The following is an 11,843-nucleotide window of genomic DNA, read 5'->3' as shown; positions in this document are numbered from 1 at the left end:
CGCCGTGCCGCTGCCGCGCTGCACGACAGCTTGGCAGACCACGCCACGTCCACATGGAGGAAGCACGATGACAACCCACCCCACCGCGACCCGCGAACAGTGGCTGGCCGCACGCCTCGAACTGCTCGAGGCCGAAAAGGCCCTGACGCGGCGCAGCGACGAAATCGCGCGCCAGCGCCAGGCCCTGCCCTGGCTGCGGATCGACAAGACCTACCGCTTCGACACCGACGACGGCCCCGCGACGCTGGCGGACCTGTTCCGCGGCCGCTCGCAGCTGCTGGTCTACCACTTCATGTTCGGGCCCGACTACAAGGCCGGCTGCCCGTCGTGCTCGGCGATCGCCGACGGCTTCAACGGCTTTGCGGTCCACCTCGCCAACCACGACGTCGCGCTGACCGCCGTGTCCCGCGCGCCGCTGGCCAAGCTGCAGGCCTACAAGCAGCGCATGGGATGGACCTTCCCGTGGGCGTCCTCGGACGACAGCGACTTCAACGCCGACTTCCATGTCTCCTTCACGACCGCGCAGCAGCGCGATGGCGACATCGAATACAACTACCGCCGCGAGCCCGCGGTGCGGGGATGGCGCCGCAACATGGATGGCGGCGGCCAGGCGGCGGAAGACCAGGTCGCCGCGATGTGCGGCACCGACACGGCGACCTTCCACCGCGACCGGCCGGGCCTGAGCGCCTTCGTGATGGAGGGCGGCGTGGTCTATCACACCTACTCGGCGTATGCGCGCGGGCTGGACGGCCTGTGGGGCATGTACCAGTGGCTGGACCGCGCGCCGAAGGGACGCAACGAGACGGGTGTCTGGTGGCGCCGCCATGACGAGTACGGCGAGCGTTGAGCCGGGGCACTGCTGCGCGGGCCCCGGGCCGGCGCGCAGGGACGGGAGCCGGCGGGTTTTCTTCGGCGTCTGCGCGGCGCTGTTCGGGCTCGGCACGGCGGCCACGGTGTCACTGCATGGCGCGCTGCATGGCGCGATGCCGTCGATGGCGGCCACGCCGATGCCAGGCGGCTGGACGCTGTCGATGGCGTGGACGCCGATGTGCGGGCAGACCTGGGCCGGCGCCGCGGCGGCCTTCGTCGGCATGTGGGCCGTGATGATGGTCGCGATGATGCTGCCATCGGTGGCGCCTGCGCTGTGGCGCTATCGGGTGGCCGCCGAAGGAACGGGGCGCGCGACGTGGCTGACGCTGGTGGCAGCGGCGGCCTACTTCGTCGTGTGGACCGCGCTGGGATTGGCGGTCTTCATCCTCGGTGCCACGCTGGTCGCGCTCGCGATGCAGTGGCCGACGCTGGCGCGGGCCATGCCGGCCCTCGCCGGCCTGGTGGTGCTCACGGCCGGCGCCCTGCAATTCACCGCGTGGAAGGCTCGCCTGCTGGATGGCTGCCGGCACGCGTCCGTGCGAGCGCCTGCGCAGAACGCGGGGGCCGTATGGCGGCATGGCATCGGCCTTGGCCTGCACTGCATCCAGTGCTGCGGCGGCGTGATGGCGAGCCTGGCCGCCCTGGGCGTGATGGACCTGGGCGTCATGGCGCTGGCCACCGCGGCAATCAGCGCCGAACGCCTGGCGCCGGCCGGCACGCGGATGGCCGGGGCCGTCGGTGCCGTCGGCATCGGCACGGGCGCTTGGCTGGCAATGCGAGGGGGCGGGCCTGCTCTAGCGCGGGAGCGGCCGTCAGCGCGCCGGAAAGGCCGCCATCACGGCACCCACCAATACCGCGTGATATGGAAGAACACCGGCGCGGCGAACACCACCGAGTCGAGCCGGTCCAGCATGCCGCCGTGGCCCTGGATCATATGGCCCCAGTCCTTGATGCCGCGATCGCGCTTGATCGCCGACATCACCAGCCCGCCGAGAAATCCCATCAGCGCGATGACCAGTGCAATCGCGCCAGCCTGCCACGGCGCGAACGGTGTGATCCACCACAGCGCGGCACCGAGCGCCGTCGCGCTGGCGACGCCGCCGACGAAGCCCTCCACCGTCTTGGACGGCGACAGCAGCGGCGCGATCTTGCGCTTGCCGCACAGCTTGCCCCAGACGTACTGCAGCACGTCGCTGCCCTGCACCACGATCACCAGGAAGGCGATCAGCAGCAGGTTGCGGCCGTCAAAGCCCGGGATCGGCAGCGTCAGCAGCGCCGGCACATGCGAGATGCAGAACACGCAGATCATCACCGCCCACTGCACGCCGGCGCAACGCTCGAGAAAACGCGTGGTCTCGGCCGACAGCGCGGCCAGGATCGGCAGCAGCAGGAAGGCGTAGACCGGAATCAGGATCGAGAACATGCCGTACCAGTCCACATAGACCAGCACGTATTGCAGCGGCAGGAACAGGAAGAAGGCGGCCACGATCGCACGATGGTCGCCGCGCCGGGTGGTCGTGATGGTGACGAACTCGCGCAGCGCGAAGAACGACAGCAGGTAGAACAGCACGATCACCGCGGTGCGGCCGAGCGCGAAGGCCACGCCCATCACGCCGATCATCCACCACCACGCCCAGACGCGCTGCGCGAGGTTGTCGATCACCGGGTGCGAGCCGCCGCCGGCGAGGCGCCAGCGCAGCAGCAGCGTCACGGTCGAGGCGAGCAGCAGCACGGCAAACAGGCCGCCGAACAGCAGCCAGGTCTCGTAGTTCCAATGCAGGGTGGGCATGGCGGGTCAGTCCAGGGTCAGTCCAGGGTCAATCCAGCGTCAATCCAGTACGGGGGCGAGCGCGAGCAGGCCGTCGCGGCATCGGGCGAGGAAGCGGTCCTTGTCGTCGTCAGCGGAAAGCAGCACCGGCTGGCCGAACGTCACCGTGCACAGCAGCGGCACCGGCACGAATTCGCCCTTGGGCATCACGCGGTTCAGGTTGTCGATCCAGACCGGCACGAACTCCACCGACGGGCAGGCGCGCGCCAGATGGAAGATCCCGCTCTTGAACGGCAGCAGCCGCGCGTCGGTAGTGTTGCGCGTGCCCTCGGGAAACAGGATCAGCGAATCGCCGCCTTCGAGCGCGCCGCGCATCAGCGCGACCGGATCGCTGCCCGGATCGCTGCGGGTGCGGTCGATCAGCAGCGCGCGAAAGACATCGCGCCCGATGAAGCGCCGCAGCGGCGAGCGGTCCCAGTAGTCGGCGCCGGCTACCGGACGCGTGCGCGGCCGCAGCTCCGGCGGCAGGCAGCCCCAGATCAGCACGAAATCGCCGTGGCTGCTGTGATTGGCGAAGTAGACGCGCTGCACCGCCGCCGGCACGCAGCCCTGCCAGTTGGCCCGCATGCCGGTCAGCAGGCGGGCGAAGACGATGATGGCGCGCGCGGTCACGCGGGCAATCCACATGGTGTTATCCCAGGATCGAAGTGAGAAAGGTCAGTACAAGCTGGATCGCGGCCAGCGTGCCGCAGATTCGCACCAGGCGCAGCGCACCGCGGGCGCGGTCGGCCATCGTCCGACCCTGCCGGCTCGGAGCAATCCAGCCCAGCTGCAACAGCGCGGTGTCCAGGCCCGCCAGATCGGCAGCCCCGTGGCGATTTGCGCTCGTTGCCAGCGCCTCGAACAGACGGCGGTCGATGGCGACGCGCAGCAGCAGCCAGAACTGGGCCAGCGCCAGCAGCAACGGCACGGCCGTCAGCCAGCGCGGCAGCGTGGCGGTCGCCAGCAGCCAGACGGTGGCGAGACCGAAGGCCAGGCCGGTCCCTGCCATCCAGATGGCGCCCGACAGCGCGCCGGCAACGGCATGCGCGGTCCACGCGTCGAGGTTGGCGGCAGCGTCGTCCCGCATCGCCTCAGGATGCATGGGGGCGCTCCGGTATCTGGCCCTGCTCGAGCCAATGCCGCAACGCGTCGGCATGCGCGTCGCCGAGCACGACCGCGGGACGGTGCTGGCGCATATGGGCCAGCGCGGCTTCGACGGCCGCCGCGGCATCGGGCTCGCCTTGACGGCGCGCGAGCCAGGCGGCAACCACCATCGCGCTGCGCGAATAGCCGAGCGCGCAGCTGACCAGCACCCGCCTTCCGGCCGCCTGCCAGGCGTCGAGCTGGGCCACCGCCTGATCGAGCTGCGCCGCGGTGGGCACCGTCAGATCCAGCATCGGCACGCAACGATAGGCGAGCGAATCGCCGCGAACCGCGCGCGGCAGTTCGGCGCTCAGGTCGAGCACGGCATCGGCCCCGGATGCGCGCAGATCGGCTTGCGTGGGAAAACGTCCGACCCAGACCCCGTCCGCGATCGCGCTCGCCTGCGGGGCGCCGCGCGTCCACCAGCGCGAATTGAGGAAGGCGCCCAGCAGATAGGGCGCCAGCACCCAGCGCGCCGCGATCGCCATGGTGCCGTTGCTGTCCTTATGGAACCAGGCCGGCGCGGCCAGCGCATAGATCCGCGCGACGCAGGCCAGCGCCAACGCGCCCCACAGCAGCAACAGCGCGAGCGTGACCGAGGCGCCCAGCGCCAGCAGCGCGCACAGCAGCGTCGCCCCGGCGCCCAGCGCGTAGCGGCGCGCGAGCCGGCGCGTGGCCGCGTCGGGCGCGCTGGCCGCGATCGCGGGCAGCCGCAGCGGAAACAGATAGACGCACAACCAGCCGACCAGCGCGCCGGTCGGCACGTCGATCAAATGGTGCTGCCAGGTCGTCAGCACCGATACGCCGATCAGCGCGAACCAGCCATGCAGCAGCCAATGCCAGCGCCTGGGCAGATGCGCGGCGAACGCGACCCACAGGATGATCAGCAGGCTGATATGCAGCGACGGAGCCTGGTTGAACGGCAGGTCGAAGCCCCCCGAGCAGCGTGAACAACTGCCCCGGCAGGCCGTCCGCCGCGGGGCGCGTGAAGGCGAAGCGCAGCGGGAACGCGATGAAGCAGGCGACCGAGATCAATTGCGCCGCAACGAGGCGCTTGACGTGCGTCAGCAGCGCGGCGCGCGTGCGCCACAGGAAGAACGAGATGCCGTACAGCAGGTCGATCGACCAGTACGGCACGATGGTCCACGGCACGAACGGGATGCCGCGTTCCCAGTGGAAGTAGAACGACGGCACGTCCGCGCGCTGGCTGGCCAGCCAGTTGGCGAAGCCGTAGCTCGAGAAGAACAGCGCGCCGGCCAGCGCCAGCAGCACGCAGGCCAGGCCCCAGGGGCGGGGCTCGTCGGCGGCGGGCTGCGGCGCGTCGGGGTGCATGCCGTGTTGCATCGTGGGCTGCGTGCCCGGTTGCGTGCCCGGTTGCGTGCCCCGTTGCGTATCGGGCTGCGTGCCCGGTTGCATGCCCGGCTGCGTGGGAGCAGGCAAGGCGCTCATGCCTCGCGCCTGCGCGCCAGGCTGACGGTGAAGATGCCCCAGCGGTCGATCCGCTGCGTCACCTTGTCGAAGCCGGCGCTGCGCACCAGTTCGTCCATCTCGGCCTGTGAGCGGCGCCGCATCACCCAGGCCGCGCCGGCGCGGTGGCTGGTCAGCGCGCGGGCGATGAACTCCAGCTGCGGGTGCCACGGCTGGCCCGTGTAGACCAGATAGCCGCCCGGCGGCACCGCGCGCGCCAGGCCGTCGAGCGAGCGGCGGATCATCGCGTTGTCGGGGAACAGTTCGTAAAGGCCGGACACGACCGCCAAGGTCGGCGCCGGCGACAGGGCGGCCAGATCGTCGCCATCGAGCGCGTCGCCCTGCTTGGAAGCGGGCCATTCCGCCCAGGCCCTTGGCCGCGATCAGCGCCCTTCCCTGCTCGACGTTCAGCGCACTGTAGTCGCGCAGCAGGATCGATTCGACCGCGGCGCGGTCCAGCTTCTCCAGCGCCTCGAGCACGTAGCGCCCGTGGCCGGCCGCGATATCGACCATCCGCACCGGCATGCCGGCCGCCTGCAGCCGGCGCACGGCCTCGGCGATCAGTTCCTCGGCGTGGACCTTGCGCTGGCGGATGCCGCGCCAGCCGATCGCATCGAGGTATTGACGGTCGGCCATCCGGCCCAGGGCGCCGCGGCCCGACGGCGTGTTGCGATAGACGTAGTCGAGCGTCGAGCCCGAATCGAAGCCGGTTTCATGGCCGAGGCGCACGCCGTCGGACAGCAGGCCGCCGAGCTTCAGGTTGGCGCGCGCCGCGCGCCAGTACCACGCGGCAAGGCCGGTCGGTGCCGAGGCGAGCCGGTCCGATTCCTCGCGGAACGGCCCGATCTGGTCGGCATCGAGCAGCGAGCGCGGCGCGGACGGCGTGTCGAACTCGCGCAGGATGAAGCGCCGCGCCGCATCGACCGCGCGCTGGCGATCGCGCTCGCCCAGCGTGTCGTGATAGAAGCCATCGAGCACGATGCGCTCCTTGACCCGGCTTCCCAGCCGCTCATAGAAGCGGTCCTGCGGTCCGCGATGGACCACCCAGTCGGCGCCGGAAATCAGCAGTTGCGTCGGCACGGTAATCGCCGCCGCGTCGGCGACGATCCGCTCGGCGGTCTCGTACAGATCGAGCAGGATATTGACCGCGATCCGCCGCGTGATCAGCGGGTCGGTGTCATAGCTCGCGATGCGCTCGGGGTCGTGCGTCAGGAACTTCGCCTTGACATAGCTGTTGACGAAGAACTTGCCGCGCAGCCGGTGCATCAGCTTCAGGCCCGGGCGCGCGAATGGCACGTACAGCTTGACCTTGAACGCGGGCGAGGCCAGCACCAGCGCGCGGATCGGCGGCGCGTAGTCGTGGACCCACGTCGCGGCCAGCACCGCGCCGACGCTCTGCGCCACCACCGCGATGCGCTCCAGCGCGATGCCGTGGTTCGCGGCGATATGCTCGGTGAAGGTCTGGATATCGCGCACGGAATCGGCCAGGCTTGGGCTGTAGCCGCGCTCGCCCGGCGAGCGGCCATGGCCGCGGGCGTCCCAGGCAAAGATGTCGTAGCCGGGCAGGTTCAGTTCGTCGGCAAGGTGGGCGACACGGCCGGAATGCTCGTGCCCGCGATGGAACAGCACCACGGCGCCGCGCGGCTGCCCCTCGACCGCGGGCCAGTGCCGATAGAACAGCGGCTGCCCGTCGTGGGTCTCGAACTGCCGCTCCAGCGGCTGGCGCATCGACAGTCGGTCCATGCCTTACTCCGCGGTGTGGCTCGGCTCTTCAGCCCGCGCCTGGGCCTGCGCTTCGGCGACGCCGCGCCGGACCCGGTTGACGATGGTCAGTACCGACAGCAGCGACAGCAGCAGCCACAGCCAGGGCCCGACGGTGCCGAACCCAAGGCCGACGCCCGCCCACAGCGCGATCGCGCCGACCACCAGCGCGCGATCACTCTTGCCGAACGGGCCGTCGTAGCGCCGGCTTGCGCCGGCCAGCGGACCGATCAGGCCCGCGGCCTCGACGATCACCGCCAGCAGGGCAAACGGTCCGACCTGGGCGAGATTGAAGTCGGGCAGCGCCGCCAGCGGCAGGATCAGCGCGACATCCGAGACGATGTCGCCGAGCTCATTCAGATAGGCGCCCAGCGCGCTCTTCTGGCCGTGCTCGCGCGCCAGCATGCCGTCGATCGCATTGAGTGCCATCCGCGCAAACAGCCACAGCGGGAACAGCAGGAACAGCACGGAGGTTTCGGCCACCAGCGCGCCGATCGCCGCCAGCGCCCCGACGGCCAGCGAGCCGGCCGCGGCCACCAGCGTCACCTGATTGGCGGTGGCACCGCGCTCGGCCAGATCCTGGACCAGCGGGCGCAGCCACGCCTGGAATCTGGGCTTGAGTTCGTAGAGCGTCATTGGCCGGCCTCCCGCAGAGCTTGCGCCGGAAGCGGCATGGCGATGCGCCAGGCTGAACCGGTCCCCGGCGCGCTGTGCGGCCGGTGAACCGGGACCCCCTTCCGGATTTATTGGTATTGGTATTGGTATCTGGTCTTGGCTCGACGCCGCGCCAGCCTTGGGTTGGCGGGGCGTCAAGGCCGAGACATTACCAGAACTGCAGTCGGCGGTGAATTCGACGATGTTTAATTCCCTACCTCACCAACATCGCGGTCGATCGAATCAGGGCAATGTTGCGTGGATCAGGGAAAACCCGCGGGGTTGCCGTCCCGCCCTTTGCAACGCCGCGGCGGCGTCATGCCGGGCGGGATTCCGCAATGTCCTGCAGACAAAGCCAGCGATGCTTGCGCTCCGCCCAATGCAACAATTGCGGCGCCGGAAAATCCCTGTCCTCGAGGCAACCGGCCGATACGGAAATAGCTGCCTTCAATGCTTCGGCTCGCATCAGCACCACGGATCCGCACGTCGTGCAAAATTCCTGTTCCAGCCATTGTCCCGATGTCCCGGTGCGCCGCCACGTTCTGGTTTCGCCTTTTCGGCTGACGATGGCCGATTCGGCATAGATCGCGCGGTAGGAGAACGCGGAGCCGGTGCAGCGCTGGCATTCGAGGCAGCTGCAGGCGTAGACGCGGCGCGGCTCGCCGGCGAGAACCAGTTCGACGCCGCGGCAGGAACATGCCGCGGTCCGCGTGCGGACGTCAGCTTGCATGGGCCGGCCCCGCCGTCTCATGCCGGCCAAAGGAATGACGCCGGTTCATTAAAATGCGGAAGACGGGCGAGCCCAGCCACCCCGCGCTGCGGAGAGGAAAATACGATGTCATGGAAACTTCTCCGGCGATCGAATCCTGTCGTTTCGACCGCGCCAGTTTTTCGAGATGGGCCCGATTCGATGATATCGATTCGTCCCGGCACCGGGAAGAACGCACTTCGAAGTAAGTATCCGGTCTGGTGATATCCGGTCCATTGATGGAGTGTTCTGCAATGAGAAACAAGGAGCCGGACGGTTGCGGATTTGCCTCCGCGCTGCAGGCAATCGCCGGCAAATGGAAGACTTCGGTACTTTGGGAATTGCACCTGCGTCCGCATCGCTTTGCCGAATTGCGCCGGCTATTGCCCGGTGTCAGCGAAAAGGTTCTGACGCAGCAATTGCGCCAAATGGAGGCGGATGGGTTGATCCACCGCCATGATTTCGGAGAAGTCCCGCCTCGCGTCGAATATTCGATCACGCCATTGGGGCTGAGCCTGAATGACGCGGTAACGGCGATGTCGGCCTGGGGCAAGCGGCACGAGGCATGGAAGGCCGAGCGGATGGAAGCGGCCTGAAGCAGCCGCCTGAAGCAGTGGCCTGAAGCAGCGGAGAAACGACGATGGTGGAAAAGACCGTAACGCGCTTCCGTGTCGATGGCATCGACTGCGTCGGCCACCTCTATCGTCCGCCGCGCGAACCGCTGCCCGGCTGCATCGTGATGGCGCATGGCTTCGGTGGAACGCAGCAGGGCTCGCTGGCCCGCACCGCCGAGGACTTCGCCGCGGCGGGCTTTGTCGTGCTGACCTTCGACTACCGCTACTTCGGCGAGAGCGGCGGCACGCCGCGCCAGTGGATCTCGATCGCGGCGCAGAAGGCGGACTGGCATGCGGCGATCGCGCACGCCCGAACGCTGCCGGGCGTCGATCCGCGGCGCATCGCGTTGTGGGGCAGCTCGCTGAGCGGCGGCCATGTCGTCGAGGTCGCGGCCGAGGACCCGCGCGTCGCGGCGGTGGTCGCGCAGGTGCCGTTCAACGGCTTCCCGCGCAAGGTCGAAGGACGGAGCCCAGCCGAGACACGGCAGCTGCTGCGCGCCATCGTCAAGGACTGGTGGCATGGCCGGACCGGCAGGCCGCCGCACTACGTTCCGGCAGTGGCACCGCGCGGGCAGCTGGCGGTCATGGCGTTCGACGAGGCCAAGGACGTGGTCCGCTCGATGCAGAACGACACCTGGCGCAACGAGATCACGCCGCGCGTGCTGCTCGACATGATGCTGTGGTATCGGCCCGGTCGGCGGGCGCATCGCGTCAAGGCGCCGATGCTTGTCTGCCTGGCCGAGCGCGACGCGCAGACGCCGTCGCATCTGGGCCGCCGGGTCGCGGACCGGGCGCCGCTCGGTGAATTGCGGCGCTATCCCTGCGCGCATTTCGATTTCTACAAGGAGGCAGTGCGACGGATCGTCGTGGCGGATCAGGTCAGCTTCCTGCGTACGCAGCTGGATTGGCACGGCACGTCCGGCACGGCCTGAGTAGCTTGGGCCAACAGCGATCGGCCCGCATATCGTCACCCGCCCCCCAAAGGCAAGCGCGATTCGCCCAAACACGGCCAGCGGCATGCCGCGAGGCACATCCTCGCAGCGGTTTGCAATTACCCTCGACTTTCGATTCCGCAGCTTCTACTGTCCAGCAAGACAGGAACGCTGCGTAGCGGCGCATCGGCCTGCCCGAATAACACGAGGGGAATTCGCCATGACGACCTTGCATTCGCGCCGCACGTTTCTCGTCGCCACGCTCGGATCGGCGCTCGCCGCCTGCGGTGGCGACGACGACGATCCCCCGCCCTCCCCCGCCATCGCCTCCCGTGCCGGAAGCCCGGATCGCGCAGGCCATCGCCAGCGTCGACAAGCTCGTCACCGACCAGATGTCCCGCACCGGCGTGCCGGGTGTGGCGACGGCGGTGGTCCGCGGCAATCAAGTCGTCTATGCCAAGGGATTCGGCAAGCGCGCCGTCGACGAGGGCGCGGCGGTCGACGCCGACACCGTGTTCCAGCTCGCCTCGATGTCGAAATCGCTCGGCGCCATGGTGGTCGCGCATCAGGTCGGCATCGGACGCGTCCGGTGGGACACCCCCGTGCAATCGCAATTGCCCTGGTTTGCCCTGTCCGATCCCGAGGTCAACCCGGTGCTGACCGTGGCGGACCTGTACTCGCACCGCTCGGGCCTGCCCGACCATGCGGGCGATCGGCTCGAGGACATGGGCTATGACCGCCGTCAGGTACTGGAGCGATTGCGCTTCCTGCCGCTGCATCCGTTTCGTGCGTCGTACCAGTACACCAATTTCGGCCTGACCGCCGCCGCCGAAGCGGTCGCCACCGCGGCGGCGATGGACTGGGCCACGCTGTCGGAGCAGACCCTCTATCGTCCGCTCGGCATGGCCCGCACCAGTTCGCGCCACGCGGACTATCTGGCTCGAGACAATCGTGCGGCGGGCCACGTACGGGAAAACGGCGTGTGGATACGCGGTCCGGTGCGGGATCCCGATGCGCAATCGCCGGCAGGCGGGGTCAGCGCTTCGGTCAACGACGTGGCGCGCTGGCTCGTGATGATGCTCGGCGAAGGCATGTTCGACGGCAGGCGCATCGTCGACGCCAGTGCGCTGAAGGAAGCGATCGCGCCGCACAACCAGTCCACGCCACCGGCCGACGGGCGTCCGGCGGGCTTCTACGGCTATGGCTTCAATGTCGGCACGAATCCGGCGGGCCGCGCGATGTACAACCACTCCGGCGCGTTCGCGCTTGGCGCCGCGACGGCCTTCCTTGCGGTGCCCTCGCTGAATCTGGCGATCGTCACGCTGACCAACGGCTATCCGATCGGCGTACCGGAGACGATCAACAACCAGTTCTTCGATCTGGTGGATTACGGCGCGATCCAGCGCGACTGGGCGACCATCATCGAGGAGGCGCTGGCGCCCGTGCTGGCGCCGGAAGGCGGGCTGGTGGGCGCCACGCCGCCGGCCTCGCCGCTGCCGCCGCGCGCGCTGTCGGTCTATGCCGGCGACTATGCCAACGATTACTACGGGCCGATCACGGTACGCGAATCCGCGGGTGCACTGGTGCTGACGATCGGGCCCGCGCCGCTGGTGCTGCCACTGTCGCACTGGGACGGCGACGTCTACACGTTCCGGCTGCGCAACGAGAACGCGACGCCGGGCACGATCTCGCGCGTCTGGTTCGGCAGCGATCGGCTGACGCTGGAGTACTACGACCGGGAGGGGCTGGGGACCTTCATGCGGACGAGCTGAAGCGCGGTCCTGCCCGGGCGGGACCGCGCTTCGTTCAGCGGACAACTTCAGGGAAGCACTTCACGAGGTGGC

Annotated in this window: 8 protein-coding genes and 4 pseudogenes; 5 read left to right on the top strand and 7 right to left on the bottom strand. The window is 69.0% G+C overall.

The annotated features are described in order from the left end of the window. Positions 1-67: 67 nt before the first annotated feature. Together OJJOAM_RS22530 and OJJOAM_RS22525 are read left to right on the top strand one after the other, a co-directional pair. Positions 68-847: a DUF899 domain-containing protein gene (locus OJJOAM_RS22530; protein ID WP_422649907.1), complete on the top strand. Its 780-nt coding sequence runs from the start codon at positions 68-70 to the stop codon at positions 845-847. Further along, positions 732-1,577, top strand: a pseudogene (locus tag OJJOAM_RS22525) (DUF2182 domain-containing protein); the annotation flags it as partial. The gene OJJOAM_RS22530 and the pseudogene OJJOAM_RS22525, both read left to right, overlap by 116 nt. Positions 1,578-1,705: 128 nt before the next feature. Here the strand turns inward: OJJOAM_RS22525 and OJJOAM_RS22520 are convergent. From OJJOAM_RS22520 to OJJOAM_RS22490, 7 genes and pseudogenes are all read right to left on the bottom strand, one after another. Beyond that, positions 1,706-2,659, bottom strand: coding sequence for a phosphatidate cytidylyltransferase (locus OJJOAM_RS22520; RefSeq protein WP_422649906.1), 954 nt, complete (start codon positions 2,657-2,659; stop codon positions 1,706-1,708). A gap of 39 nt (positions 2,660-2,698) precedes the next feature. After that, positions 2,699-3,325, bottom strand: a complete 627-nt coding sequence (locus OJJOAM_RS22515) for a lysophospholipid acyltransferase family protein (RefSeq protein WP_422649905.1) — start codon at positions 3,323-3,325, stop codon at positions 2,699-2,701. Between the two features lie 4 nt (positions 3,326-3,329). After that, positions 3,330-3,782 (bottom strand): hypothetical protein, encoded by a 453-nt coding sequence (locus OJJOAM_RS22510; protein ID WP_422649904.1) that lies wholly within the window; start codon positions 3,780-3,782, stop codon positions 3,330-3,332. Continuing rightward, positions 3,772-5,167: pseudogene (locus tag OJJOAM_RS22505) on the bottom strand (phosphatase PAP2/dual specificity phosphatase family protein). Before OJJOAM_RS22505 ends, OJJOAM_RS22510 begins: the two are co-directional and overlap by 11 nt. Before the next feature lie 101 nt (positions 5,168-5,268). After that, a pseudogene (locus tag OJJOAM_RS22500) lies at positions 5,269-7,033 on the bottom strand (bifunctional alpha/beta hydrolase/class I SAM-dependent methyltransferase). Positions 7,034-7,036: 3 nt separating this feature from the next. After that, the gene (locus tag OJJOAM_RS22495) at positions 7,037-7,687 is read right to left on the bottom strand and encodes a CDP-alcohol phosphatidyltransferase family protein (RefSeq protein WP_422649903.1); all 651 of its coding nucleotides are present in this window, start codon (positions 7,685-7,687) and stop codon (positions 7,037-7,039) included. Positions 7,688-8,021: 334 nt separating this feature from the next. Further along, the gene (locus OJJOAM_RS22490) at positions 8,022-8,435 is read right to left on the bottom strand and encodes a GFA family protein (RefSeq protein WP_422649902.1); all 414 of its coding nucleotides are present in this window, start codon (positions 8,433-8,435) and stop codon (positions 8,022-8,024) included. A 272-nt stretch (positions 8,436-8,707) separates the two neighbouring features. Between OJJOAM_RS22490 and OJJOAM_RS22485 the strand changes: the two genes are divergently transcribed. The 3 genes and pseudogenes from OJJOAM_RS22485 (at position 8,708) to OJJOAM_RS22475 (ending at position 11,771) form a co-directional block, all read left to right on the top strand. Next, on the top strand, positions 8,708-9,049 hold the full coding sequence (locus tag OJJOAM_RS22485; RefSeq protein WP_422649901.1) for a winged helix-turn-helix transcriptional regulator: 342 nt from the start codon (positions 8,708-8,710) through the stop codon (positions 9,047-9,049). A 44-nt stretch (positions 9,050-9,093) separates the two neighbouring features. After that, a complete protein-coding gene (locus OJJOAM_RS22480) occupies positions 9,094-9,999 on the top strand; it encodes an alpha/beta hydrolase (protein ID WP_422649900.1) in 906 nt (301 codons plus the stop codon). A gap of 220 nt (positions 10,000-10,219) precedes the next feature. After that, positions 10,220-11,771, top strand: a pseudogene (locus OJJOAM_RS22475) (serine hydrolase). The last annotated feature ends 72 nt before the right edge of the window (positions 11,772-11,843 follow it).

The sequence above is a fragment of the Cupriavidus sp. H18C1 genome, from assembly GCF_049311595.1.
Taxonomy (GTDB): Bacteria; Pseudomonadota; Gammaproteobacteria; order Burkholderiales; family Burkholderiaceae; genus Cupriavidus; species Cupriavidus cauae.
Note: the sequence above shows the minus strand (reverse complement) of the source record. Positions and strands in the feature narration are given on the sequence as shown.

Bases quoted from the DNA above. Each gene is read 5' to 3' on its own strand.
- OJJOAM_RS22530 (WP_422649907.1), top strand. From the start codon at position 68: ATGACAACCCACCCCACCGCGACCCGCGAACAGTGGCTGGCCGCACGC.
- OJJOAM_RS22520 (WP_422649906.1), bottom strand. From the start codon at position 2,659: ATGCCCACCCTGCATTGGAACTACGAGACCTGGCTGCTGTTCGGCGGC.
- OJJOAM_RS22515 (WP_422649905.1), bottom strand. From the start codon at position 3,325: ATGTGGATTGCCCGCGTGACCGCGCGCGCCATCATCGTCTTCGCCCGC.
- OJJOAM_RS22510 (WP_422649904.1), bottom strand. From the start codon at position 3,782: ATGCATCCTGAGGCGATGCGGGACGACGCTGCCGCCAACCTCGACGCG.
- OJJOAM_RS22495 (WP_422649903.1), bottom strand. From the start codon at position 7,687: ATGACGCTCTACGAACTCAAGCCCAGATTCCAGGCGTGGCTGCGCCCG.
- OJJOAM_RS22490 (WP_422649902.1), bottom strand. From the start codon at position 8,435: ATGCAAGCTGACGTCCGCACGCGGACCGCGGCATGTTCCTGCCGCGGC.
- OJJOAM_RS22485 (WP_422649901.1), top strand. From the start codon at position 8,708: ATGAGAAACAAGGAGCCGGACGGTTGCGGATTTGCCTCCGCGCTGCAG.
- OJJOAM_RS22480 (WP_422649900.1), top strand. From the start codon at position 9,094: ATGGTGGAAAAGACCGTAACGCGCTTCCGTGTCGATGGCATCGACTGC.